Below are 25,998 nucleotides of genomic sequence, written 5' to 3' on the forward strand. Positions count from 1 at the left end.
CCCGGGTAAGAGCCCTCCGTTTTCATCCGTTCAATTCAGTGCTGCAAAAACTACACCAGCTTTACCGAGAATACTATCAAACCATCATTGAATGGCTATTCAGGATAAAATCCACGAATCCTTTGAAATGACAGGTCATACCTCTATCAACGGCAATATTTTCCGGTCTCCCGATAGGCATCGGGTAATAAAAAGCCGGCGCCCGAAGGCACCGGCAAGCCATGCAAAGAACTGCCAGCAGCGATCAGTTGGTCGCGGCCACCGCCACCGGTGCGGCACCGCGCTTGAGGGCGGCATAGCCCAGGCCAGTGACCAGCGAGCCAATCACGATGGCGGCCAGGTAGAACAGCACCGGGCTGATGGCGCCGGGGATCATCAGCACGAAGATGCCGCCGTGGGGGGCCATCAGTTGGGCGCCGACCAGCATCGATAGCGCCCCGGTCACCGCCCCGCCAACGATGCAGACGGGAATCACCCGCAGCGGATCCTTGGCGGCGAAGGGGATCGCCCCTTCGCTGATAAAGCACAGCCCCAGCACGAAGGAGGCCTTGCCCGCCTCGCGCTCCGGCTGCGAGAACTTGTGACGCGCCACGAAACTGGCAACGCCCATGCCGATCGCCGGCACCATGCCGGCGGCCATGATCGCCGCCATCGGCGCATAGGTCTGGGAGGCCAGCAGGCCAACGCCGAAGGTATAGGCGGCCTTGTTGACCGGCCCGCCCAGGTCGACGCACATCATGGCGCCGAGCAGGATGCCCAGCAGTACCGCATTTGTGGCATCCATGCCGGCCAGGAAGCCGGTCAGACCCGTCATGATCGCCGCCACCGGCTCGCCGATCACGTAGATCATGGTCAGGCCGGTGACCAGGCTCGCCACCAGCGGGATGATCAGGATCGGCTTGAGCGACTCGACGCTGGACGGCAGCTTGACGTGGCGCGCCACCGCCAGCGCCACGTAGCCGGCCAGGAAACCGGCCAGGATGCCGCCAATGAAGCCGGCCTCTATCTCCGCGGCCAGCATGCCGCCAATCATACCCGGGGCGATGCCCGGCCGGTCGGCGATGGAGTAGGCGATATAGCCGGCCAGCACCGGAATCATCAGCGCGAAGGCGGTGCCGCCACCGATCTGCATCAGCGCCGCGGCCAGGGTGCCCTCCTGCTCGAAGGCGTCGATGCCGAAGGCGAAGGAGAGCGCGATCAGCAGGCCGCCGGCCACCACCATCGGCAGCATGAATGAGACCCCGGTCAGCAGGTGCTTGTAGACGCCGACCTCCTTGAAGCTCTTGCTCGCCTCGCCGCCAGTGGCGCTCGCCCCGGCTTCCTCTAGCGTGGCATTGGCCAGCGCCGCCTGGATGGTCGGCTGGGGCTTCTTCAGGGCGTTGCCGGTGGAGGTGCGGTAGATGCGCTTGCCGGCGAAGCGGGTCGGGTCGACCTCGATGTCGCAGGCCAGCAGTACCAAGTCGGCATCCGCGATCTCCTGCGCGGTGAGCTTGTCCTGGGCGCCCACCGAGCCCTGGGTCTCGACGCGAATCTGGTGGCCCAGCGCCTTGCCGGCCTCACTCAGTGCCTCGGCGGCCATGAAGGTATGCGCGACCCCGGTCGGGCAGGCGGTGACGGCGACGATCTTGCTGCCGGCAGTGGACACTGAAGGCGCTGACTCCTCCGCCACCGGCGTGAACTCGCCGGCCTCGCGGCTGGCACGCTCGAGAAAGGCGTCGGGATCGGGCAGCGCCTGGTCGATGGAGGCCCGGTAGAGGCGCTTGCCGGCGAAGCGCGCCGGGTCCGGGACCCGCTCGGCGGCGACCACCACCAGGTCGGCGGCGGCGATCGCCTCGGCGCTGACCGGGGTCAGCGGCTCGAGCTGGCCGTGCATCTCGACGCTGACCTGCCACTGGCGACGGATCGCGGCCTGTTCCAGGCGACGGGCGGCGAGAAAGGTAGTCGCCATGCCGCTGGGGCAGGCGGTGATCAGGATGATGTTCATACGAGCGCTCCCCCTGTATCGACGTCGTCGAGGCGACGCACACGGGTCTGTTGTTGGAGAGAAGAGAGATCCTCGGCGTGGACGTTGCCCACCCCGAGGTGACGAACCGATTCCGCCGACAGCGCCGTGGCGAACGCCAGGGTCTGCGGCGCTGCATGGCCTTCGAGCAGGCCGTGCAGCATCCCCGCGACCAGGGTGTCGCCGGCGCCCACGGTGCTGGCCACCGCCACTCGCGGCGGGGTGGCCAGCCAGCTGCCGCGCCGGCTGACCCACAGCACGCCGTCGGCGCCGGCGGAGATCAGCGCCTCATCGACGCCAGCGGCGTGCAGCCTGAGCGCCGCTGCCAGCCGTTCGGCCGGGGTGTCCAGCGCCCTGCCGGCCCAGTCGGCGAGCTCCATTTCATTGGGCTTGACCGCGGTGGGACCCGCCTCGATGGCGGCCCGCAGCGCCGCCCCGCTGGTGTCGACCCACACCGGCAGGCCGTGCTCGCGCAGCCGCACCACCAGCGCGGCGAGATCCTCGGCGACGATACCCGGCGGCAGACTGCCGCCGATCAGCACCGCATCGGGGCGCGCCTCACGGTCGCAGGCCAGGGCATCGAGGCGCTCGATCAGCGCGCTGAAGGCGGCGGCGTCGATCTCCAGTCCCGGCCCGTTGATATCGGTGACCCGGCCGTCGTGCTCGGCGACCTTGGCATTGATGCGCGTCTCGCCGGCCACGCGCAGGAAGTCATCCTCCACGCCCATGGCCTCGAAGGCGCGCAGGAAGGGGCCGTCGTTGGCGGCGCCGAGGAAACCCGAGACGCGCACCCGGTGGCCGAGGGCCGCCAACACCCGCGCCACGTTGACGCCCTTGCCGCCGGCTTCGAGGTGGGTGGCATCGGTGCGGTTGACCTGCCCCAGCGCCAGGCGCGGCAGGCTGATCGCCAGGTCCAGCGCCGGGTTGAGGCTGAGGGTGAGGATATTGGCCATCAGCGTGCCTCCAGGGCGTCGCGTACCGCCTCGCTGGTGGCCTGGGCCAGCGCCAGCTCGGCCTGGGCGCGGGCCTCGGCGAGGTCGATATCGCGCAGCCGCGCCTTGACCAGCGGCACCTGGCGGGCGCTGACCGACAGCTCATCGACGCCCAGCCCCACCAGCACCGGCACCGCCGTGGCGTCCGAGGCCAGCTCGCCGCATACCCCGACCCACTTGCCCTGGGCGTGGGCGGCGTCGACGGTCATCTGGATCAGGCGCAGCACCGCCGGGTGCAGGCCATCGGCCTGGGCCGAGAGTTCGGGGTGGCCACGGTCGATGGCCAGGGTGTACTGGGTCAGGTCGTTGGTGCCCACCGAGAAGAAATCGACCTCGGCGGCCAGGCTGGGCGCCAGCAGCGCGCTGGACGGCACCTCGATCATGACGCCAAGCTGCACATCGGTGGCACGCTCGGTGGCAGGCAGCTCGGCCAGCAGGCGGTCGTAGATCGCCTTGGCCTGGCGGAACTCGGCGATGTCCTTGACCATCGGCAGCATGATCCGCAGCGGCGTGCCGACGGCGGCGATCAGCAGCGCACGCAGCTGGGTCTCGAGCACCTCCGGCTGGGTCAACGCCAGGCGGATGCCGCGCAGGCCCAGGAAGGGGTTGTCCTCCTGGGGTAGCGGCCAGTAAGGCAGCGGCTTGTCGCCGCCGACATCGAGGGTGCGCGCCACCAGCGGCCGCCCCTCGAGGGCGGTGATCGCCTGGCGATACTCCGCGATCTGGGTGTCGAGATCCGGGGCGCTGGCATGCGCCATGAACAGAAACTCGGTGCGCAGCAGGCCGACGCCTTCGGCACCGCGCTCGACGGCATCCGCGGCGTGGGCGGTATTGCCGAGGTTGGCGGCGACCTCGACGCGCTGGCCGTCGCGGGTGCGTCCCTCGTCGAAGCGCGCCTCCCAGGCCGCTCGCTCCCGCGCCTCATGCTCCTTGAGGCGCAGCTCGGCGCGGCTGCGCCGCTCCGCCGACGGCGCCGGAATCACCCGTCCGCGCTCACCGTCGAGGATCATCTCGAGGCCGTTATCGAGGCTCAGCACGCGCTCCCCCGCGCCGACCACCGCCGGGATGCCCAATGCGCGGGCAAGGATCGCGCTGTGGGCGGTGGCGCCACCGCGGGCGGTGAGCAGGCCGCGCACTCGCGTGGTGTCGAGGCGCGCCACATCGGAGGGGCCCAGGTCGTCGGCCACCAGGATATAGGGGTGCGCCGGCGGCTCGGGCAGCGTGACCTGGCAGAGGATGCCCAGCACCCGGCGCCCTACATCGCGCAGGTCGGCGGCGCGCTCGGCCAGCAGCCGGTCGGCGAGCATCTCCTGGGCGTGGGCGGCGGTGTCGATGGCGTCCCACCAGGCCGCCTCTGCAGAGAGCCCGTCGTCGATGGCGTCGCGGGCCGCCTGGTGCAGCTCGGGGTCGTCGAGCATCTCCTCGTGCATCGACAGGATCTCGGCGACCTCGCCACCCGGAGCGCGTTTGACCAGCGCCTCGAGCTGCGTCTGGCCCTCGGCGATGGCCTGCTCGAGACGCGGAATCTCGTGACGGGCCCCCTGGCCCTGGCGCGGATAGTCGAAGCGCGGCGTGCGCATCACGAACAACGGCGCGATGGCCAGGCCCGGCGAGGCGGCCACCGCCTGATGCGCAGTGTCGGCCGGCAGCGGCTCCAGCTTGGGCGCCGTGGCAGAGGCGATGGCGGCGTGCTCGCGGCCCTCGTCGAAGGGCGCCACCTTCTCGCCGAGCCCGGCGCTGACCGCCTCACAGACCGCCGTCAGTGCCGTTTCAGCGCCCTGGCCCTCAGCCGAGAACTGCAGCATCTGGCCGCGCCGCGCGCCGAGGCCAATGACCTTGGTCAGGCTCGCCGCAGACACCGCCGCAGCGCCGCCCTCGGCCAGCCGCACCTGGATCGCCAGCGGCTGGGCGCGGGCCACCTGAACCAGCTGCTTGGCGGGCCGCGCGTGCAGGCCGTGGGCGTTGAGCACCCGCACCGTAGCGGTCTGCGCCGTCGCCGACTCGCCGGCCAGGCGTGCCAGCACCTCGGCCTCGCCGAGCCCCGCCAGGGTCTCGCCGGCACCGCTATCGAGCAGCGCCACCAGACGCTCCAGCAGCGGCCGATGCGCCTCGCCCTGGGCCGCCAGGCAGAACACGCCGTTTACCGCTCCCTGAGCCGTGGCCAGCGGGGCTTCCGGCGTGGCCAGGGCCAGCGCCGGCTGGCTGACGCCGCGCTCGGCGCTGGCCAGCCACAGCCCCTGGCCCAGCGGCTGAGGGCTGGCGGCGGCAATCGCCGCGACGAACTCGCTGGCCACGCAGCCCGCCTGGCGCAGCCTTGCGGCGCCGGCCAGCGCCAGCTCCGCCGCATCATGACCCGGGAACCCCAGACACAGCGTCGTGGCGTCCATCCGCGCCTCGACCACCGCCTTGGAGAGCAGCGCGGCGACCTCGCCGCGGTCACTCGCCGCCGCCAGCCGTTCGGCGACGCCGTCGCGGTCGAGGACGTGAGTCAACTGGCGCAGGATATCGAGGTGTTCGTCGTTCTGGGCGGCGATGCTGACCAGCACGTGGACGCGATTGCCGTCGTGCCACTCGACGCCGCGGGGAAACTGCAGCACCCGCACCCCGGTGCGCTTGACGTGCTGACGGCTCTCCGGGGTGCCGTGGGGAATGGCAATGGCATTGCCGAGGAAGGTCGACGACTGCGCCTCGCGGGCGTGCAGGCCCTGGCGATAGGCGGCATCCACCAGCCCCGCGGTCTGCAGCGCCTGGGCAGCGGCATCGAGTGCCTCATGCCAGTCACGCGCCTGGCAGTCGAGAAGAATGTCGTCCTGGCCGAGTGTCAGCATGAGCTGCCTCCTGGTAGTGCCTCGCCCGTCGCGGGCAAGGCGCAGATAATCGCGCGGGTGGCGAGACGTTTGACGCGCCCGGCCTCAAGCGCTACATGTTATAGCGGCAGGCTGAATCGTGTCACCACGCACTAACGACAATGCTGGATCGAGAACACGCTTTTATCAAGCCACGATACCTACGACTTTGGCAGGGGGTCTAAGGGCACATCGGTGGCGTAGAATAAGGAAATCGACGCATGCCCAAGCCAAGGAAACCCGTCATGACCCTAGCCGAAATCGCCCGCCTGGCCGGCGTCTCGCGCACCACGGCAAGCTACGTGATCAACGGCCGGGCCAAGGAGCGGCGCATCAGCCAGGACACGGTCGACAAGGTCATGGCCGTGGTCGAGCGTCACCACTACCGCATCGATGCCCAGGCCGCCGCGCTGCGGCGCGGCGCCAGCCGCACCCTGGGGTTGATCATTCCCGACCTGGAGAACGCCAGCTATGCGCGGCTCGCCAAGCGTCTCGAGCGCGGCGCCCGTGAGCGTGGCTACCAGCTGCTGATCGTCGGCTCCGACGACGCCCCCGAGAGCGAGCGCGAGCTGGCCAGGGCGCTGCGTGCGCAGCGCTGCGACGCCCTGATCGTCGCCAGCTGCCTGGCCATGGACGATCCCTTCTACGCCGAGCTGATGGAGACGGGGCTGCCGGTGATCGCCGTCGACCGCGCCATGGATCCGTCGCGCTTCGTCAGCGTGGTCAGTAACAACCAGGCCGCCGCCCATACCCTTACCCGCTCGGTGCTGGCACCCGAGGTGGGGCGCATCGCCTGGTTCGACGCCGTGCCGCGGCTGTCGATCAGCGTCGAGCGGCGCGCCGGTTTCCAGCAGGCCCTGGCCGACGCGCCGGCCCAGGCGGTGACCTACAGCGCGGCACGCTACGAACGCGGCGAGGGCGCGCGGCTGATGCGTCAGCTGCTCGACGACCACGGCCTGCCCGACGCCCTGGTCACCGCCTCCTATACCCTGCTCGATGGCGTGTTCGACGTCCTGCTCGAGCAGGGCAGCCTGCCGCAGCGACTGCGCCTGGCCACCTTCGGCGACGACCGACTGCTCGACTTCCTGCCGCTGCCGGTCAATTCACTGCCCCAGGATCATGCGCGTATCGCCGAGCTGACCCTCAACCGCGCCCTGGCCGCCTGCCAGGACGACTATCGCCCGGGTCAGGACGTGGTCGAGCGCAGCCTGCGCCAGCGCCTGCCGCAGCTGGTGACCAATCCTCAAATGGTATAGAATATTCAACACTAGGGCGCCACGGCGACAGCGCCCACTAAGTGAACACCGGCATCCACCGCCTACTAAGTGAACACCGGCATCCACCGCCCAGACAGTACGTGTCTGGGCGGTGGATTTTTTGATGCCGCGTCGCCAGCCTCATATCCACGGGTGACACCATGAACGCCTATCTTGAACAGCGTGCGCTGAAAATTTCCACCGCCATGACCCTGCTGGTGGCGAGCCTGGGGGTGGCCTTCGGGCTGCTCTCGGGGTCGCGCTCGATTCTCTTCGACGGGGTCTTTTCGACCATCGATGCCGCCATGTCGCTGCTGGCGCTGTTCGTCTCGCGGCTGGTAATGAAGGAGTCCAGCCAGCGCTTCCAGCTCGGCTACTGGCACTTCGAACCGATGGTCGCGGCACTCAACGGCTCGATCCTACTGCTGCTATGCTTCTACGCCTTTCTCAACGCCGTCAGCGGGTTGATGGAGGGCGGCCGCGAACTGGCCTTCGATGTGGCGATCGGCTATGCGGTCATCGTCTGCGCGGCCTGCTACGGCATGTTCTTCTATGAACGGCGCCTTAACCGCCGCGCGCGCTCGGAGTTCGTGCGCATCGACACCCAGGGCTGGCTGATGGCGGCGCTGATCACCAGCGCCCTGCTGGTGGCCTTCATCGCCGCACTGCTGATGCAGGACACCGCCCTGGCGAGGTGGACACCCTACGTCGATTCGGCGCTGCTGGCGGTATTGACGCTTTGCTTCATGCCGGTACCGATCGGTATCGTGCGCCGCGCCATGGGCGAGATCATGATGGTCGCCCCGCCGGCGCTGGACGCCGAGGTGCATGCGGCCATGGCGCCGGTCATGCAGCGTGACGGGCTGCTGGAGTATTCGAGCCACGTGGCCAAGAGCGGCCGAGTGCATACCATCGAGATCCACCTGCTGACCACGCCGGCGTTTGCCCGCGACGCCGGCGTGGCTCACCTCGATGAGATTCGCGAGGAGATCGCCTCGCGGCTGAGCATTCCCGGCGAGCAGCGCTGGTTCACGCTGTCGTTCACCGCCGAGCGGCGCTGGCTATGAGGTCTCGCTAGCCGGCCAGCGCCGCGCCAGCGCCGCCAGCGACGGTGCTAGACAGTCACGCAGCGCCTCGAGTGCGGCCTGGCACGGCGCCTGCTGCGCAGCGGCCTGCTCGAGGCGCTGCGCCGCCGCTGCCAGCCGCCCCAGCCCCAGGCTCCCGGCCTCGCCCTTGATCAGATGCGCCAGCTGCGCGGTGCGTGCCAAGTCGTCGGCCGCGCGAGCGGCCTCCAACTGGTCGAGGCGTGCCGGCATATTGGACTGAAACAACGCCAGCAGTGCCTGGCGATCGGCCAGCGCCAGGCTGGCCTCGAGCTCTTCCAGGGCGGCGCCATCGAGCCATGTCGACGCCTCGTCAGGCGTGTCGGGGGACGCCGCCGGCGCGGGGTGCGGGGCATCGGGCAGGTGGCGCTCGAGCATCGCCAGCAGCGTCTCGCGAAACAGCGGCTTGGCCAGGTAGCCATCCATGCCGGCCTCACGGCAGCGCGCCTGGTCGCCGTCCAGCGCCCCGGCGGTCATGGCCACGATGGGGACCTGCCGGGTCCAGCCGTCGCGCTGGCGCAGCGCACGGGTGACCGCCAGACCGTCCAGATCGGGCATCTGCACGTCCATGAAGATCAGCGCGAAGCGCTGCGCCTCGCAGCACGCCAGGGCCTCGCTGCCGCTGGCGGCCACCGTGACCCGGCAGCCCAACCGCTCGAGCATGGCCACTGCCACCTGCTGGTTGATCGGGTTGTCCTCGACCAGCAGCAGCGAGGCGCCGAAATTCACCGCCGTGGCAACGTGCGGCCGACTCGCCGGCACCACCGTGTCAGCCGCCATCGCCGGCTGCAGCGGCAGCCGCAGCCAGAAACGGCTGCCCTGCCCCGGCGCGCTGGTAAAGTCGATCTCGCCGTCCATCGCGCTGGCCAGCTGCTTGCAGATCGCCAGCCCCAGGCCGCTACCGCCGAAGCGTCGTGCCGTGGAAGGGTCGCCCTGGCGAAAGGGCTCGAACAGCAGGTCTCGCTGGCCCTCATCGATACCGCAGCCCTGGTCACTGACGCTGATCTCGAGGCCCTCGTCCTCGCCACGCTGCGCGGCCAGCACCACCTCGCCGCGGGTGGAGAACTTGATGGCGTTGGAGAGTAGGTTGAGGATGATCTGATTGACCCGGCCCGGGTCGCCACTCAGCCGCGCTGGCAGCCGCGGGTCGCACTCGCTGCGCAGGGTCAGCGACTTGGCGCTGGCGCGCGGGGCAAACAGCGCTACCGCTTGCGCCATCAGCTCGCGCAGGTCGTAGTCGGTATGTTCCAGCTCCAGGCGACCGGCCTCGATCTTGGAGAAGTCGAGGATGTCGTTGATCAAACCCAGCAGCAGCCCGCCGCTTTCGTGAATGGTGGCGGCGTAATGCCGCGAGGTGGCATCCAGCGGCCGTTCGCGCAGCAGCTCGCTCATGCCGATCACGCCGTTGAGGGGGGTGCGAATCTCATGGCTGACCGTGGCCAGAAATTCGCTCTTGGCCTGGCTAGCCGCCTCAGCGCGCCGCGCGGTAATCTCGAGCTCCCCGCTCAGCGCTTCGGTGGCACGCCGCGCCGCAGCGCTTTCGCGTGCTTCTCGAAACAGGAACACCACCACCAGTGCCGCTGCGGCGCTCATCGCCATGATCAACCCCAACAGCAGCCGGTAGAGGCCCTGCAGCTGTTCGCGCTCGTGCGTCGTGGTATCGGCGAGGTGGGCGTTGATGGCCACGATCAGCTCTTCACTATAGCGGCTCAGCGTATCGAGCCGCGCATCCAGCGCGTCCCGTCCATCCTGCTCAAGCGAAAAATCCTCGCGGTAGAGGCGCTCGTCGATGGCGTCGACCTGATCGCCGATCGATGCCATCAGCGAGGAGGCCCGCGGAATGCTGTCGAGCAGTTCGGCGAGCTCACCGCGGCGCAGCAGGTTGACGCGGCTGTACATCAGCTCGAAGCGCAGGCGTAGATCACTCAGGGTGCCCTGGTCGGCCGGCCTGGCCAGCTGCGAACGCAGCTGAATCGCCTCGCGATCCAACTTGTAGGCCGACCAGGCCGCATCACCGCCCACGCTCTGGGCCAGGCTGTCCTGGCGCCACAGCACCAGCCCCGCGACCGTGATGGCCGCAATGAAAAACAGCAGCGCGGCAATAGCGCCGAGCTTCAGGCGGCCGGGATAGCGCAGCATCGCAGGCCCCTCATGTCAGCGGGCGATCACTCGGCATGAATATGAACCACCTGCCATACGGAACGGAAACGGATCGTCTCGTTGTGCAGCTCGGGATGGTCATCGAACGGATAGAGCACGAAGATCGGCCCGTAATCACGAATCGGCATCGCTTCACCGTTGCGGGTCAGCGCCAGGATCACATCGTAGTCGTAAAAGTTGTCGACCGGGATATCGGCGGCGAAGTCGTTCAGCGCCCTCACCCGCACCGACTCGCTGTCAGTCCCTACGGCCTCCAGCAGCGCGCGCGCCAGCGGCCCCTCGAAAGCGCTCGGACCATCGGTCCAGGGGGTATGGGTCTCGATCACCCTGCCCGGAAGGGCCTCCAACATCGCGGCATCGAAGTGCGCTTCATCGCCGACGTTGGTATGGGCAATATTGCCCGACACCGTGAGGATGACGTCACCTTCCGGGGCGGGCAGCGCCCAAGCGGCCAGCGGCAAGACGCTCAGCAACACGGCCAGCGGCAGCCGGCAGGCGAAGGATGACAAACGGTGGCGAATGCGCATGGCAGCCCCTTACGTAAACACGTTGTTATGATAATGCTGCTTCTTGATCCGTCGCACTATTTTGCCATATTCCCTAGTGTAGAATCTTACCCTTGGCATACCTTGCCGGCACCCTGGACGATACCCGGACCACAGGAGAGGTCTCTTGCCCGAGCAGTTGAAGGATTTTGCCCACACCTTCTTGCACGCCGTGAACAACCTGCTGCCGATCATCGTGGTGGTGGTGGTGTTCCAGGCGCTGGTACTGCGCCAATGGCCGGACGGCGGCCTGGGCATGGCGGTTGGCCTGCTGATCGTGGCACTCGGCGTGGCGCTGTTCCTGCGCGGCCTGGAACTGGGCATCTTCCCGGTCGGCAAGAGCCTCGCCAACCAGTTTGCGCGCCGCGGGTCGCTGCCGATCCTGATCAGCTTCGGCTTCGCCATTGGCTTCTCGGCAGTGATCGCCGAGCCGGCGCTGATCGCCGTCGCCGACCAGGCCGCCGAGATCAGCGACGGGCGCATCGATGCCCTGACCCTGCGCCTGATCGTCGCCGCCTCGGTAGGCCTGGTGATGGCCATGGGGATCCTGCGGGTGATTCTCGGCCATCCGCTGCACTGGTACATGATCATCGGCTACCTGACGGTGGTGGCGGTGACCTTCTTCGCCCCGGAGGAGATCGTCGGGCTCGCCTACGACTCCGGTGGGGTGACCACCAATATCGTCACCGTACCACTCATCGCCGCGCTGGGGATTGGCCTGGCCACCTCGATTCGCGGCCGCAACCCGCTGATCGACGGCTTCGGCCTGGTAGGTCTGGCGGTGATGGTGCCAATGATCAGCGTTCAGCTGTACGGCATCATCGTCTACGGCCAGGCCAGTCCCGCGGGTGATGCCGAACTGGTGATGAACGGTGACGATGCCCTCGACGCGGCCAATCCGCTGCTGCAGATGGCGCTCGACCTGTTCAGCATGCTGCGTGACGTACTGCCGATCCTGCTGGTGATCCTGTTCTTTCAGTATGCGGTACTGCGGCGCGCCCTCTCCAATCGGCTACGGGTCGCCGCGGGCTTCGCGCTGGTGATCATTGGTCTCTACGCCTTCGTGGTGGGGCTCAAGCTGGGGCTGTTCCCGATCGGCCGCAGCATGGCCGAGCAGCTGATTCAGTTCGACAGCTGGCTGTGGGTCTATCTGTTCGCCTTCGCCATCGGCTTTGCCACCACCATGGCCGAGCCGGCGCTGATCGCCGTGGGCCAGCAGGCCGAAGAGGCCGCCGCCGGCAAGATCGACGGCCGCGCGATCCGGCTGCTGGTAGCGCTGGGCGTGGCGATCGGGATCACCATCGGTGTTCACCGCATCATCACCGGCGACTCGATCCACCACTACATCATTGCCGGCTACAGCCTGGTGATCGTGCTTACCGCGCTGTCGCCACGCTATATCGTGGCGTTGGCCTTCGATCTTGGCGGTGTGACCACCTCGGAGGTCACGGTGCCGCTGGTCACCGCGCTGGGCATCGGCCTCGCCACCCAAATCGAGGGCCGCGACGTGCTCATTGACGGCTTCGGCCTGATCGCCTTCGCCTCGATATTCCCCATCGTCACGGTGATGATCTATGCCATCATCATGGAACGCCTGGTCAAATGGAGGAGCGTCCGATCATGAAGTTTTCCGCACTGGTGGCCATCGTGCCCGAGGAGCTGGAGCAGGAGTGCCTCGATGAGGCCAACCGCACCGGTGGCGGCGGGGTCACCCTGCTGTCCGGTCGCGGGCTTGGCGGCGAACCCAAGAAGACCTTCTTCGGCCTGACCTTCGAGGGCAGCCAGACGGTGCTGCTGATGGTGCTCGAGAAGGGCTTGTCGCTGAGCGTGCTCAAGGCCCTGCAGAAGGTGCTCAACCCCGACGGCGAGAGCTCCCGCGGGGTCGTCTTCACCATGCCCATCGAGCACCTCGGCGGCCTCGACGTCTCGCAGCTGGAGCGCTTCGAGCAGCACCTGCGCGATACGCTCTAGCCATTCATCCATCCGCCACCCGGCGGCGTCACAGGAACACATGCCTATGCTGGTCAAGGACATCATGGTGCGCGATGTGGTGAAGGTCTCGGCCTTCGCCACCCTGCGCGAGGCGTTGGCGCTGATGAAGCGCCATTCACTCAAGTCACTAGTGGTCGAGCAGCAGACGCCCCACGACGCCTGGGGGCTGATCACCTACACCAATATTCTCAAGACCATCGTCGCCGAGAGCGGCGATATCGATCTGGTCAACGTCTATGACGTCTGTGTCAAGCCGGTGATATCGGTGGGTGAGAGTCTCGACGTCAAGCACGTCGCTTCGCTGATGACCGACAACCGCGTCAAGCGCGTGCTGGTGCTGCGCGACAACGAGCTGGTCGGCCTGCTGACCATGGACGATATCATCGGCACCGTGCTGGACATGATCGACTGACGGCACTGGCCTACTGGGTCAGGCCGGCACCCGCCCGCCCGGGCAGCTCTTCCAGGCCATCCAGGTAACGCTGCAGCTGGTAGGCGCGATCCTCGAGCACGGCGTTGCGGCGCAGCTGCTCGGCCAGCGGCCAGGGCGTATCGCCAGCCGCGGCACGCGTCTCGTCGTCGACATAGCCCTCCTCGGCGTACTGCAGGTCAGCATAGTAGGCCGCAACGAAGGCAAAGTCGGCATCCCGACTCAGCTCCCACTGCTGCTGAGCTAACGCCAACGCCTCGCGCGCCTCGCTGCCGAGCCGCCCCGAGAGGCGCGACACCAGGCGCTCCACCTCGGTCTGCCAGTCGTCGTAGGCATCCGACGCGCAGGCCAGCATCGCCGGAGTGTGCCATTCGCCCTCTTCCATGCAGCTGTCGGTCTTGTGGTCGATGGGATGGCTACCCCGGGTGGGGGGCGCCTCTCCCTGGGCCAGCCCCGCCACGGGCGCTGCCAGCAGCAGCATGCCAAGAGTATGACCTATCATTGCGTGCCTCATGACACCACCTCCAGCGCCGCGCCCACCGTCAGGGTGCCGCCGCGGGCGACGATCAAATTCTGGCCAAAGTAGATCAGCCCGTCCGCTCCGCGTCGATACTCGGCCAGGGTGCGCAGCGGCTCCCGCCCGGGCAGGAACTCACCGCTCGACGGGTCCACCGTGACCATCGCACAGCGCGAGCAGGGCTTGTCGACCAGCAGCTCGACCTCGCCGATACGCAGCAGGTGCCAGTCGTCTTCGGCATAGGGCAGGCTGCCGCTGACCACCAGGTTGGGCCGAAACTGCGCCATCCGCTGCGGCGTGGCGAGGCGCGTGTTGAGGTCATCCAGCGAGGCCTGGCCGATCAACATCAGCGGATAGCCGTCGGCGAAGCTGACCCGCTTGCCCAGCGCCTGGCGATAGCGCGGTGAGCGATCGCCGAGCCATAGCAGTCGCACCGGCTCGCCCAGGGCCTCACTCAGCCAGGCGTCCGCCTCGGCGGTAGTGGTCAAGCCGGAGAAACGGTCGCCCCACACCTGGGTGGCCAGCGGCTCGCCGATATGGTTGACGTGATGCAGGGTGAAGTCGTCCAGCGCCGCATGGTGCAGCACGATGCCGTCATCGAACAGCGTGGTCGAAACACGCTGCAGCTGCGGGTGGCTGCGCGCGGTGACGAAGACACCGTCGGGGCGCACCACCATGTAGCGGCGATCCCCGTCCAGCCCCTCCTCACCGGCCCAGGCGGCGCTCAGTGCCTCGCCGGCGGTGGACTTGATCGGGTATCGAAACAGACCCGCGAGACGCAGCGACGATTCGGCCATGCAGTCATCCTTGTATCAAGCGTTGCCGTCCCCAATAACGACACTGGGGGCGATAGTCGCCCCCAGCATAGTCGTATCGGCCGTCACTTCGCCACGCCGTCAGCTCTTGGGCAGCGTCTCGATACGTACCAGATCTTCGTAGGCATGCCAGCTGGCGTGGCCCAGTACCGGCAGGATCAGCGCCAGGCCGATGTAGAAGGTCATCACGCCAATCAGCACGCAGCCGGTCAGCATGGCCGCCCACAGCAGCATCGGCCGGAAGTTACGCGCCACCGAACGCACGCTGGCCTCGATGCCCTCCATGAACGTCAGGTCCTGGTCCATCAGGGTGGGAATCGCCACCACGCTGATGGAGAAGGCCCCAAAGGCCAGGATGGCCCCGGCGGCGGTGCCCACTGCCAGCATGCCGAAGCCTTCCGGCGTGGTGATCAGCGCCGTATAGAGCGTGTCCGGGCTGGGCGTCTCGAAGCCGAAGAACAGCGCGAACAGCAGCGTGGCCAGACGAATCCAGGCGAGGAAGAAGATCATCATCATCACGCCCATCATCGCCAGCTGCCCGGCATGCGGGCGCCAGGCGCCGAAGGCGTCACCCAGGGTCGGTGCCCGCCCCTCCTCGAGGCGCCGACTGATGCCGTATGACCCTACTGCCACCAGCGGTCCCAGGAACATGAAGCCGGCCACCAGCGGCAGCAGCCAGTGCCAGAACCCCAGCGTGAAAGCCCCAGCCGTGACCGCGATGCTCAGCCCCACCCAGAACATGCCGTAGGCCAGGCTCACCGCCGTGGCCTCACGAAAGTCCTTGAAACCCGCGACCAACCAGGCACGCGGTCGATCCATGCCCACCGGGTTGATGGTGATCTTGACCGTGGCATCCGACTGCTTGTGTTTGTTTGTTTCAGCAGCATTCATGGCGTTACCCCTTATCCCGCAAGCAGTGATCCGGCACACCGGGATCGGGCCTGACGTGGCCTCGGTCGCGGGTGGCCAACACAAGGCTAGATGCCTTTTCTCCTACGCCTTCACTATAGTTCAGCGCTCGCCAATGTGCAGGTGTCGAGCATTCAACGCGACGCCCGGCGGCTCGCCAATGGCTATAAAAAATAAAGTTCATATAATCATTACCCATAGCGCTTGGCCTCCTGCCGGCGCTTGGCGCTATGCTGTTAGCGCGACTGCCCTCGCTCGCCCGAGGGGATAACGATAACGACGTCTTGTGAGGGATCCGACGATGAACGTACGCCTACCCCGAGCGGCGATGGCGGCACTCGGTGCCTGCCTGCTGCTCGGCGCCTCCCACTCAGCGCTGGCCGACGGCTATGACCTGCAACTTGAGGTCATGGCCGGTGGCTGTGCCAACTGCCACGGTACCGATGGCGCCCGCGCCGGCAGCGTGCCGCCCCTGGCCGGCCGCGATGCCGACTACCTGGAGGAGCGACTGCTGGCCTTCAAGCGCGATGAGGTGGCCGACACCACCATCATGAATCGCATCGCCAAGGGCTTCAGCGACGATGAGCTGACCCGCCTGGCCGAACACTTCGCCAACGTCGAACAGGAGTGAGGCACCCATGAACGTTGACAACATGCCACTCAAACCCCGCCAGGGTGTCTCGCGGCGCCAGGTACTCAAGGGCCTGGGGGCCGCCTCCAGCCTGCCGTTGATCGGCGGTCTGGCTCCAGCCTTCGCCAGCGGCAGCGACGGCCGCGTCGTGGTGATTGGCGGCGGCTTCGGCGGCGCTACTGCGGCCAAGTACCTCAAGCGCGCCAACCCCAACCTCAGCGTGACGCTGGTCGAGCCGGCACAAACCTTTTACACCTGCCCGTTCAGCAACCTGTTTCTCGGCGGCCTGCGCGAGATGAGCAAGATCGCCCACGGCTACGATGAATTACGCGACCGCTATGGGGTCGAGGTGATACACACCCTGGCAGAGGACATCGATCCGGATGGCCACAGCGTGAGCCTGGCCAACGGCGATACCCTGCACTACGACAAGCTGGTGCTGTCACCCGGCATCGACATCCGCTGGAACGCGCTGGAGGGCTACGACGAGGCCGCCGCCGAGCTCGTTCCCCACGCCTGGAAAGCCGGCCCGCAGACCGAGCTGCTCAAGCGTCAGATCGAGGGCATGGACGACGGCGGCACCTTCGTACTAGTGGCCCCGGAGAACCCCTTCCGCTGCCCACCCGGGCCCTACGAGCGGGCCAGCATGGTGGCGCACTACCTGTCACAGCATAAGCCCAGCTCCAAGGTGCTGATCCTCGACGCCAAGGACAACTTCTCCAAGCAGGGGCTGTTCACCAGCGGCTGGCAGCAGCTCTACGGCGACAGCATCGAGTGGGTGGGACTCTCCGGCGACGGCCGCGTGACCCGCGTCGACGCCGAGAACCGCGAAGTCGAGACCGAGTTCGGCACCGTGCACCGTGCCGACGTGCTCAACGTGGTGCCGCCGCAGAAGGCCGGCTGGATCGCCGAGCGTGCCGGCGTCACCGACGACAGCGGCTGGGTGCCGGTCAAGCCGGAGACCTTTGAATCCCAGCGGGTCGCCGATATCTTCGTGGTCGGCGATGCCACGGTGGCAGCGCCAATGCCCAAGTCGGGGTTCTGTGCCAATGCCCAAGCCAAGGTGGCGGCGGCCGCGATCGTTGCTGCCCTGCGCGGCGACAGTGCGCCGGAGCCCTACTGGAGCAATACCTGCTACAGCCTGATCGGCCCCGAGTACGGCATCTCGGTGGCCGGTGTCTACCGCGTCATGGATGGTGCCATCGCCGAGGTCGAAGGCTCCGGCGGGCTCAGTCCCAGCGATGCCAGCCCGGAGATCCGCCAGATGGAAGCCGAGTACGCCGTCGGCTGGTACAACGCCATCTGCCAGGACACCTGGGGCACCGAGGCCTGAACTGCAGCACGAATCGGGCTAGAATGAGGCCACCTTCGGGTGGCCTTTTCGATTGTCATGGAGACGCGCAATGACCCACACCGCCATGGTGGCCTGGTCGGGCCTGCTGCTCGGCCTGCTGTTCGGTGCCGCCGGCAGGCTCAGCGGTTTCTGCCTGATGCGCGGCCTGGCCAACGCCTGGGCAGCGGAGCACGCTCAGCGCGACGCTCGCAAGCTGCGCGCCTTCGCCGTGGCCATGGCGGTGGCCCTGCTCGGCAGCCAGCTGCTGGTGAGCACGACCGCGCTGTCGCTGAACGATGCCCTTTACCGCACTGCCAGCCTGTCGTGGCTACTGGTGCCGCTGGGCGGCATGCTGTTCGGCTACGGCATGGTAATGGCCAACGGCTGCGGCGCACGCTCGCTGGTGCTGCTCGGCAGCGGCAACCTGCGCAGCTTCGTGGTGCTGGTATGCCTGGGGATCGCCGCCTATATGACGCTGTCCGGCGTGCTCGCCCCGCTGCGGGTGTGGCTCGAGGGAATGACGACGCTGACGCTGCCGGCCCGCGACCTGCCCGGCTGGCTGATGCAGGGCGGCCTGGGCGCAGGCATGGCCCGCTGGCTGCCCAGCCTGCTGCTGGGCGGGGCACTGCTGGCCTGGGCACTCTCCAGCGCAGCGTTTCGCGCCTCGCCCCGCGACTGGCTGGGCGGGCTGGTGATCGGCGCGCTGATTCCCGGCGGCTGGTACGCTACGGGGGTGCTCGGTTTCGACGATTTCGAGCCGGTGCGGCTGGCCAGCCTGACCTTTATCGCGCCGATCGGCGAGAGCCTGCAGTACCTGATGCTCTCCACCGGTACGCGCCTCGGCTTCGGCGTCACGGTGGTCGGCGGTGTGCTGGCTGGCTCGCTGCTCACCTCGCTGGCGAGCCGCGGATTTGCCTGGCAGGGCTTTCCCGACCACACCCGCATCCTGCGCAGCATGGGCGGCGGTACCTTGATGGGCATCGGCGGCGTGCTGGCCCTGGGCTGCTCCATCGGCCAGGGGCTGTCGGGATTCTCGACCCTGGCGCTGACCAGCTTCGTGGCCCTGGCGGGTATTGCCGCCGGTGCCGGGCTGGGAATCCGCGGCCCGCTGGCGCTGTCCAAGGTATGATAGTGACCTTTCCTGTTTCAGCCTGGAGACCCCAATGCCCCACCGCGCACGCCAACTGACGCTTTCCCGCCGCCGCCTGCTGCACGGCGGCCTGCTCGGCCTGGGCCTGCTCGGCGCGGCCCCGGGACTGCTGTTTTCGCCGACCGCCCTTGCCAGCGACGCCTGGCAGCGGCTCGACGCAGCTCAGCAGGTGATCGGCGACGCCACCCCCGAGAGCAGCGGCCTGAGCCTGGATCTACCCCACGTCTCCGAGGACGGCTCGGCGGTCGCGCTGACCGTGGGCGTCGAGGCATCCCTCGACGAGGGTGACTACGTGGAGCGTATCTATCTGTTCGCCAGCGGCAATCCCAATCCCGAGATCGCGGTGTTCCACCTCACCCCGCTGGCCGGCAAGCCCGAGGTCTCGACCCGGGTGCGCCTCAACGAGACCCAGGAGGTAGTGGCGGTGGCGCGCAGCGCCGAAGGCAAGGTGTGGGCCACCGCCCGCGAGGTGAGGATCACCGTCAGCGGCTGCCTGATGCGCGGCGACGACGTCCCGGAGTCGCTCAGCAACCCGCGGGTCAGCGTGCCCGACAGCTTCAGCGCCGGCCAGCCCGGGGAGATCCGCACCCTGATCACCCACCCCATGGAGACGGGCCTGCGCGAGGGCGACGACGGCGAGACCCTGCCGCGTCACATCATCGAGCGCTTCACGGTCAGCGTCGACGGCGACACGGCCTTCGAGGCGGAGCTGCACCAGTCGGTGTCGGCCAACCCCTATCTGCGCTTCCACCTGGCGCCGCAGGCCAGCGCCGAGGCGGCCTTCGAGTGGCACGACGACACCGGCGACAGCGCCCGCGAGACCCGCGAGCTCAACGTCTCGTAGGAGCAACGTCAGTCGCGATGACAGCGCGCAGCGCTGCCTGGTGTATGGCCGAGCGCAATAGCTTGTAGGCTAGCGCACGATCATCACCGACATCTTCGAGTGATGCACCACGTGCTCGGCGTTGGGGCCGAGCACGTAGTCGGCGAACTTACGCTTGTTGTGGGAGGCCATCACGATCAGGTCGGCGTCGATCTTCTTGGCCGCCTTGATGATCGCCTCCCACGGCGAGCCGTCGATTACCGCATGCTTGACGCTGACGTCACCCGGCACGTGCTCGTCTACGAACGCCTGTTGGGCCTCGTTCAGCGCCTCGCGCGCCTTCTTGGCAAAGTCCTTGGGAAAGTAGGACCCCACCAGCGGCATGCGATAGTCGGGCATCACCGTGACGATCTGCAGCGAGGCGCCGAAGGTCCGGCATAGCGTCAGCGCCGTGGGCAGCGCCTTCTGCCAGGAGGCCTCCTCGTTGAGGTCGATGGGCAGCAGTAACTTCTGATACATGGCAGCTCTCCTTGGGCGTTAGGCGGACGCCGTCTGCGCCGACGTTGGCTCACGACGGCGGCGCTGCAGCACCACCACCAACCCGAACAGCAGGAACCCGGGGATCCACATCCACTCCTTGGCCCAGCGATCCACCGGTGCCAGGATCTCGAGCACCTCTTGATCGAAATCGAAGCCGACGTCAGCGGCCAGGCTGCCGAACTCGACGAAGTCGACGATCGCCTGGTCGCCGTCGACGTAGAGCTCGAGCCCCAGGTTCTGGAGGCGCTCGGCGCCGCTGTCACCGCGCGGTACCGGCACCAGCAGATAGGTGGTCATGGGATCGCCGAAGGCGTCTTCGCCAGCGATCTGCACGCGAATATTGCTGCCATCCTCGATGTCGTCCAGCGCCTGCTCGAGCTGCGCCGGCGGAATCGACTCGTAGGGGTCGTGTATCTGATCCATCCAGTAACCGGGACGGAACAGCGTGAACGCCACCAGCAGCAGGATAAGGTTTTCGTACCAGCGGTTGCGCACGATCATGAAGCCCTGGGTGCCAGCGGCGAAGATCAGCATCGCGATGGTCGAGATAATGAATATCACGATGCCCTGCATAAAGCTGACGTCGATCAGCAGCAGGTCGGTATTGAAGATGAACAGGAACGGCAACGCCGCGGTGCGCAGGCTATAGTAGAAGGCCTGGAAGCCAGTGCGGATCGGGTCACCGCCGGACACCGCCGCCGCGGCGAACGAGGCCAGGCCCACCGGTGGCGTGACGTCGGCCATGATGCCGAAATAGAACACGAACAGGTGCACCGCAATCAGCGGTACGATCAGACCGTTCTGCTGGCCCAGCATCACGATCACCGGCGCCAGCAGCGCCGAGACCACGATGTAGTTGGCGGTCGTCGGCAGGCCCATGCCGAGGATCAGGCTGAGCACCGCGGTGAGCAGCAGGATCAGCATCAGGTTGCCCATCGACAGGATCTCGACCACATCGGCCAGCACCAGGCCGACCCCGGTCTGCGACACCGCACCGACGATGATGCCCGCCGCCGCGGTGGCGATGCCGATGCCGATCATGTTGCGGGCGCCGGCCACCAGACCGTCCCACAGGTCGAGGAAGCCCTCCTTGATATCGGCGGCCAGTCGACCGCGACCGCGGAAAATGGCGGTGATCGGTCGCTGGGTAATCATGATGAAGATCATGAACACCGTGGCCCAGAACGCCGACAGCCCCGGAGACAGGCGCTCGACCATCAGGCACCACACCAGCACGATGACCGGCAGGATGAAGTGCAGGCCGACCATCACCGTCGGCTTGGTGCGCGGCAGCTTGACCACCTTTGAGTTGGGGTCATCGAGCTCCAGTTCGGGATAGTTGGATCCCACCTTGAGCAGGCCGATATAAATCACCGTCAGCGCCACCGCCACCACCCACGGCGTGGCATCGCCGAGCACCGGCTTGAGCCAGCCGAGCCCGTAGTAGACCGCAAATGACAGCGCCATCAGCAGGATCAGGCCAGTCAGGAAGCCGAGCACCTTGTTGATCAGCGGGCGCGCCGGGTTGCTCGACGGCAGGCCGGTCATGTCGGCTTTGAGGGCCTCGAGATGGACGATGTAGATCAGCGCGATATAGGAGATCACCGCCGGCAGGAAGGCGTGCTTGATCACCTCCACATAGGGAATCCCGACGTACTCGACCATCAGGAAGGCGGCCGCGCCCATTACCGGCGGCATGATCTGGCCGTTGACCGACGAGGAGACCTCGACGGCACCGGCTTTCTCGGCAGAGAAGCCCACCCGCTTCATCATCGGGATAGTGAAGGTACCGGTGGTCACGGTATTGGCAATCGATGAACCGGAGATCAACCCGGTCATGCCGGAGGCCACCACGGCGGCCTTGGCCGGCCCACCCTTGTAGTGGCCGAGCATCGAGAAGGCGACCTTGATGAAATAGTTGCCGGCGCCTGCCTTGTCGAGCAGCGCGCCGAATAGTACGAACAGGAATACGAAGCTGGTCGAGACCCCCAGCGCAATGCCGAACACCCCCTGGGTGGTCAGCCACTGGTGGTTGATCAGCCCCGCCACGCTGACCCCACGGTGGGCGAGCAGCCCGGGCATATAGGGGCCCAGCAGAGAATAGAGAATGAAGACCGAGGCGACGATCATCAGCGGCGGCCCTAGCGCTCGCCTGGCCGCCTCGAGCAGCATGATGATACCGACGACGCCGACGATGACGTCCTGGGGCTGCGGGCGACCGGGTCGCTGGGACAGCTCGGCGTAGAACATGAACATGTAGGCGCCACAGAACGCCGCCACCGCGGCGAACACCCAGTCCTGAATCGGGATCCGATCACGCGGCGAGCGTTTCAGCGCCGGGTAGGCCATGAAGGCCAGGAACAGCGCAAAGGCCAGGTGAATCGAGCGCGCCTCGGTGGCGTTGAACACCCCGGTGCGAAATATGTAGGGTAGCGGCGAAGCGATCCACAGCTGGAACAGCGACCAGGTCGCCGCGATGCCGACCAATAGTTTGCCCGGCATGCCTACCGGCTTGCGTGCCCCGGAGTCGCTGGCCGCTACCATCTCCTCCAGGTCGACATCGTTGGTCGACGCTTTCTTGTCAGCACTCATACGCTTGCCCTGCCCTTGGCCGAGTGACGCGGATGCATCCCATCCACTCGTGTTTGCTTGACGTCATGCTCAGTCGAATCTCGGATCATCATGCCCAAAACCACGATGCGCGGCCTCCCGCCAGGGCGACCGCGCATCGTCAGGTGGAGTCAGTTCACTCCTGAAGCGCCGGGATCACTCTTCGATCCAGCCACGCTCGGCGTAGTAGCGCTTGGCACCGTCGTGCAGCGGAGCGGTCAGGCCGTCGGAGATCATGTCCTCTTCGTTGAGGTTCTCGAAGGCCGGGTGCAGGCGCTTGAAGCGATCGAAGTTCTCGAACACCGCCTTGACGGTCTCGTAGACCACGTCGTCGTCGACGTCAGCGGTGGTGACGAAGGTCGCCGCCACGCCGAAGGTCTCGACGTCCTCGTCGTTGCCGCGATACAGCCCGCCGGGAATGGTGGCGCGAGTGTAGTAGGGATAATCGTCGATCAGGCCGTCGATCTCGTCGCCGGTCACCGGCACGATGCGCGCATCGATGGTGGTGGTGGCTTCCTGGATCGAACCGTTGGGGTGGCCGACGACGTAGACCATGGCGTCGATGTTGTTGTCGGACAGGGCCGATGCCTGCTCGGCGGCGTCCAGCTCGGAGGCCAGCGCGAAGTCGTCGGTGGTCCAGCCCTTGGCGTTCATCACCACGTCCATGGTGTTACGCTGGCCAGAGCCCGGGTTACCGATGTTGACGCGCTTGCCCTGCAGGTCGTCGAAGCTTTCGATGTCGGAGTTGGCACGCGCCACCACGGTCAGCGGCTCGCCGTGCATGGTGAATACCGCACGCATCTCTTCCCAGGCGCCGTCTTCCTCGAAGTTGGCCTCGCCGTGGTAGGCACGATACTGAACGTCGGACTGGACCACGCCCATGTCCAGCTCACCGCTCTTCATGCCGTTGACGTTGGCGACGGAACCACCGGTGGACGGCGCGTTGCAGCGAATGTTGTGGTCGTCGCTACCACGGTTGACCATGCGGCAGACCGACTGGCCGACGACGTAGTAGACGCCGGTCTGGCCACCGGTACCGATGGTGATGTACTGCTCATTGGCCACGGCGGGGGCGGCGAAGGCCGCAGCACCGAGGAGCGCGCCGGTAAACGCGGCGGCAGTGAAGGCATGGCGTTTCATGAGACACCTCTTGATGTTGTTGACGACGCGACCGGCGATCCTGCCGAGCGCTTGCTCCAGGGGCAATGACCCTGCGTCACGGTAGCCCTGACATCGTTATAGCCTTGCTGCACGGTGCAGCGCCAATCGCTACTGCGCACAGGACAACCATTCAGTCAGAGATACCGCCATTAACAGTTCGCTACTTTAGCGAAATTTCCTAAAAAAAACAGGTACCAGTGCGAGCTTCTGCTAGCGCTCGCCCGATACCCGTTCAGTCTAGGTGTCATCAGCGTTTAGGGATCGTTAATTTTGGCTTTATTTCAGGATGCCTTAACGATCAATGCCTGCTTCTCGTCCTTCATGGCCGCGAATTCGGCCTCATAGAAGAACTCGCGCTCACCCAGCGCGGGCTCGAGGTGGTTGAGCCAGGTGGCTTCCTCGTCGTACTTGGCAAAGAACGGCCGCTGCACCCAGTCGCTGTCGCGGCCCTGGATGAAACGCAGCACGAAGACCTTCTCGCCGCGGATCTCGGTGACCCCCTGGATCTCCACCTTGCCCGGATCGGCAGACATCGACGGCCCGCGGGCGGTGCGCGCCAGCCCCGGCACCTGCTTCATGGCCTCGCGGTAAATCTCCCAGGCACGCACCAGCGGCACCTCGAAGTAGTGGCGGGCGCCGGTGTCGCGTTCCACGAACATGTAGTAGGGAATCATCCCCAGGCGTACCTGGGTGGTCCACATGCGCGCCCACTGGTCGGCGTCGTCGTTGATGTGCTTCAGCAGCGGCGCCTGGGTGCGGATCTCCGCCCCGGTGGCACGGATGCGGCGGATCGCCTCGTGGCAGATCGGGGTGTCCATCTCCTTCCAGTGGTTGAAGTGCGCCATGAAGGCCACATGCTTGCCGGCGGCGGTCAGCTCGCGGAACAGCTCGAGGATATCCTCGGCGTCGGGGTCGGTGACGAAGCGGTAGGGCCAGAAGGTCAGGCTCTTGGTGCCGATACGGATGTCCTGCACATGGTCCAGCTCCGGCGCCATCAGCCCCTCCAGGTACTGGCGCAGGTGCTTGGCCTTCATCACCATGGGGTCGCCGCCGGTCATCAGCAGGTCGGTGACCTCGGTGTGCTCGGCCAGGTAGCGATGCAGCGAACCCGCCTCGCTGGAGGCGAACTTGAGCTCCTTGTCGCCGACGAACTGCGCCCAGCGGAAGCAGAAGGTGCAGTAGCTGTGGCACACCTGCCCTTGGCTAGGGAAGAACAGCACCGTCTCGCGGTACTTGTGCTGCATTCCGGGCAGCGGCTCGCCGTCTAGCAGCGGCAGGTTGAGATCCATCTGCCCCGCCGGATGCGGATTGAGTTCGCTGCGAACCCGCTCGATCACCGGCTTCATCTCGGCTGCCGGCGCTTCGCGACGTACCAGCTCGGCCACCTCCTCGAAGTGCTCGGGGCGCAGCATGCCGCGCTGGGGAAAGGTCAACTGAAACACGGGATCGGCGGGCACATTGTTCCAGTCGATCAGCTCTTCGATCACGTACTCGTTGACCCGGAACGGCAGTACCTGGCTGACCACCCGCATATCGAAACGCAGGTCGTCAGGCAGAGACTGGATCGCCTCGATCTTGTCGAGCTGGCGATGGGTATAAACCTTGAACTGGCGTGCCTCGAAGGCGCTGGCGGCTCTCTCGAGGTCGGCATTGACTGGCTGATTCATGCCATCTCCTGTTTATTCTGCTCGGCGCGCGGGCCGGCCGCGCGCTTCACAGCTGGCAGGCAGCGGCAGCGGCGCCGTATGGCGTTCATCGGGGAGAGCCATTGGTACAGGCTAGGGTGTGGCGTTGCAAGTTTCTGCGCACATTTGCAACGAATGTCGCTTAAAGAGCGACCAAATGCCACAAATGGATTATCGGCAGGCGCGCCGGTAGCGGCCTTGCAGCTCGCGGCGCTCGCGCAGCTGTCGCGTGCCCACGGTAGTGCCCGAGCGCAGCTGCTCGATGCGTTCGGCGAGCCCTCGACAATCGAGCACCAGTGGTTCATCGGGCGTCGCGGGCACCGCCGGGCTCGCCGGCTCGTCCGGCCGCGGCGCCGGCACCAGCAGCTCGAGGGGGATCACCACCTCGACCCGCGGCTGAGCACGCGTCTCGGCCACTACGCTACCCGCCACCGCCATGCCTACCAGCAGCGCGCTGAGTGTCACGGCCATGCCCTGTCGCATACGCTTCACCTCGTG

General features: G+C 66.8%; 22 protein-coding genes. 9 read left to right on the plus strand and 13 right to left on the minus strand.

What is annotated here, in order from left to right; all coding sequences use genetic code 11:
• Window positions 1-244: 244 nt before the first annotated feature.
• From BWR19_14620 to BWR19_14630, 3 genes are read right to left on the minus strand one after another with little or no spacing between them, the layout of a single operon-like run.
• Window positions 245-1,984: a PTS fructose transporter subunit EIIBC gene (locus BWR19_14620; GenBank protein APX94067.1), complete on the minus strand. Its 1,740-nt coding sequence runs from the start codon at window positions 1,982-1,984 to the stop codon at window positions 245-247.
• Window positions 1,981-2,955, minus strand: a complete 975-nt coding sequence (locus BWR19_14625; protein APX94068.1) for a 1-phosphofructokinase — start codon at window positions 2,953-2,955, stop codon at window positions 1,981-1,983. Before BWR19_14625 ends, BWR19_14620 begins: the two co-directional genes overlap by 4 nt.
• A complete protein-coding gene (locus BWR19_14630; GenBank protein ID APX94069.1) occupies window positions 2,955-5,822 on the minus strand; it encodes a phosphoenolpyruvate--protein phosphotransferase in 2,868 nt (955 codons plus the stop codon). Before BWR19_14630 ends, BWR19_14625 begins: the two co-directional genes overlap by 1 nt.
• Window positions 5,823-6,085: 263 nt before the next feature.
• On the opposite strand from BWR19_14630, the gene BWR19_14635 reads away from it, so the two are divergent.
• Window positions 6,086-7,096, plus strand: coding sequence for a DNA-binding transcriptional regulator FruR (locus tag BWR19_14635; protein ID APX94070.1), 1,011 nt, complete (start codon window positions 6,086-6,088; stop codon window positions 7,094-7,096).
• Between the two features lie 161 nt (window positions 7,097-7,257).
• Window positions 7,258-8,163, plus strand: a complete 906-nt coding sequence (locus tag BWR19_14640; protein ID APX94071.1) for a cation efflux family transporter — start codon at window positions 7,258-7,260, stop codon at window positions 8,161-8,163.
• On the opposite strand, the gene BWR19_14645 is transcribed toward BWR19_14640, so the two are convergent.
• Both BWR19_14645 and BWR19_14650 read right to left on the minus strand, forming a co-directional pair.
• A complete protein-coding gene (locus tag BWR19_14645) occupies window positions 8,158-10,338 on the minus strand; it encodes a hypothetical protein (protein APX94072.1) in 2,181 nt (726 codons plus the stop codon). The genes BWR19_14640 and BWR19_14645 overlap by 6 nt on opposite strands.
• Window positions 10,339-10,364: 26 nt before the next feature.
• On the minus strand, window positions 10,365-10,886 hold the full coding sequence (locus tag BWR19_14650; GenBank protein APX94073.1) for an oxidoreductase: 522 nt from the start codon (window positions 10,884-10,886) through the stop codon (window positions 10,365-10,367).
• A gap of 157 nt (window positions 10,887-11,043) precedes the next feature.
• Between BWR19_14650 and BWR19_14655 the strand changes: the two genes are divergently transcribed.
• From BWR19_14655 to BWR19_14665, 3 genes are read left to right on the plus strand one after another with little or no spacing between them, the layout of a single operon-like run.
• A complete protein-coding gene (locus tag BWR19_14655) occupies window positions 11,044-12,528 on the plus strand; it encodes a hypothetical protein (GenBank protein APX95047.1) in 1,485 nt (494 codons plus the stop codon).
• Window positions 12,525-12,875: a transcriptional regulator gene (locus BWR19_14660; protein APX94074.1), complete on the plus strand. Its 351-nt coding sequence runs from the start codon at window positions 12,525-12,527 to the stop codon at window positions 12,873-12,875. The genes BWR19_14655 and BWR19_14660 overlap by 4 nt, the downstream gene beginning before the upstream one ends.
• Before the next feature lie 46 nt (window positions 12,876-12,921).
• Complete coding sequence (locus tag BWR19_14665) at window positions 12,922-13,308, plus strand: histidine kinase (protein APX94075.1); 387 nt, start codon at window positions 12,922-12,924, stop codon at window positions 13,306-13,308.
• 10 nt (window positions 13,309-13,318) lie between these two features.
• Here BWR19_14665 and BWR19_14670 read toward each other — a convergent pair whose 3' ends face one another.
• The 3 genes from BWR19_14670 to BWR19_14680 form a co-directional block, all read right to left on the minus strand.
• Window positions 13,319-13,807 carry a hypothetical protein gene (locus BWR19_14670; protein APX94076.1) on the minus strand — a complete coding sequence of 163 codons (489 nt, stop codon included), beginning with the start codon at window positions 13,805-13,807 and terminating at the stop codon, window positions 13,319-13,321.
• A gap of 29 nt (window positions 13,808-13,836) precedes the next feature.
• Entirely contained in the window at window positions 13,837-14,640 is an 804-nt protein-coding gene (locus BWR19_14675; GenBank protein APX94077.1) for an MOSC domain-containing protein, read from the minus strand.
• 99 nt (window positions 14,641-14,739) lie between these two features.
• Complete coding sequence (locus BWR19_14680; protein APX94078.1) at window positions 14,740-15,549, minus strand: hypothetical protein; 810 nt, start codon at window positions 15,547-15,549, stop codon at window positions 14,740-14,742.
• Window positions 15,550-15,868: 319 nt separating this feature from the next.
• On the opposite strand from BWR19_14680, the gene BWR19_14685 reads away from it, so the two are divergent.
• The 4 genes from BWR19_14685 (at window position 15,869) to BWR19_14700 (ending at window position 19,525) form a co-directional block, all read left to right on the plus strand.
• A complete protein-coding gene (locus BWR19_14685; protein ID APX94079.1) occupies window positions 15,869-16,198 on the plus strand; it encodes a hypothetical protein in 330 nt (109 codons plus the stop codon).
• A gap of 22 nt (window positions 16,199-16,220) precedes the next feature.
• Window positions 16,221-17,531 (plus strand): cytochrome C, encoded by a 1,311-nt coding sequence (locus tag BWR19_14690; GenBank protein ID APX95048.1) that lies wholly within the window; start codon window positions 16,221-16,223, stop codon window positions 17,529-17,531.
• Between the two features lie 70 nt (window positions 17,532-17,601).
• Window positions 17,602-18,660 carry a hypothetical protein gene (locus BWR19_14695; protein ID APX94080.1) on the plus strand — a complete coding sequence of 353 codons (1,059 nt, stop codon included), beginning with the start codon at window positions 17,602-17,604 and terminating at the stop codon, window positions 18,658-18,660.
• Between the two features lie 34 nt (window positions 18,661-18,694).
• Window positions 18,695-19,525, plus strand: a complete 831-nt coding sequence (locus tag BWR19_14700) for a thiosulfate oxidation carrier complex protein SoxZ (GenBank protein ID APX94081.1) — start codon at window positions 18,695-18,697, stop codon at window positions 19,523-19,525.
• Between the two features lie 69 nt (window positions 19,526-19,594).
• On the opposite strand, the gene BWR19_14705 is transcribed toward BWR19_14700, so the two are convergent.
• The 5 genes from BWR19_14705 to BWR19_14725 form a co-directional block, all read right to left on the minus strand.
• Window positions 19,595-20,023, minus strand: coding sequence for a universal stress protein UspA (locus BWR19_14705; protein APX94082.1), 429 nt, complete (start codon window positions 20,021-20,023; stop codon window positions 19,595-19,597).
• Window positions 20,024-20,041: 18 nt separating this feature from the next.
• Window positions 20,042-22,636, minus strand: coding sequence for a C4-dicarboxylate ABC transporter (locus BWR19_14710; GenBank protein ID APX94083.1), 2,595 nt, complete (start codon window positions 22,634-22,636; stop codon window positions 20,042-20,044).
• Between the two features lie 174 nt (window positions 22,637-22,810).
• Entirely contained in the window at window positions 22,811-23,794 is a 984-nt protein-coding gene (locus tag BWR19_14715) for a C4-dicarboxylate ABC transporter substrate-binding protein (protein ID APX94084.1), read from the minus strand.
• Between the two features lie 302 nt (window positions 23,795-24,096).
• Complete coding sequence (locus BWR19_14720; GenBank protein ID APX94085.1) at window positions 24,097-25,482, minus strand: lysine 2,3-aminomutase; 1,386 nt, start codon at window positions 25,480-25,482, stop codon at window positions 24,097-24,099.
• Window positions 25,483-25,671: 189 nt separating this feature from the next.
• Complete coding sequence (locus BWR19_14725; GenBank protein ID APX94086.1) at window positions 25,672-25,983, minus strand: hypothetical protein; 312 nt, start codon at window positions 25,981-25,983, stop codon at window positions 25,672-25,674.
• Window positions 25,984-25,998 lie beyond the last annotated feature (15 nt).

Source organism: Halomonas sp. 1513 (assembly GCA_001971685.1).
Lineage (GTDB): Bacteria > Pseudomonadota > Gammaproteobacteria > Pseudomonadales > Halomonadaceae > Franzmannia.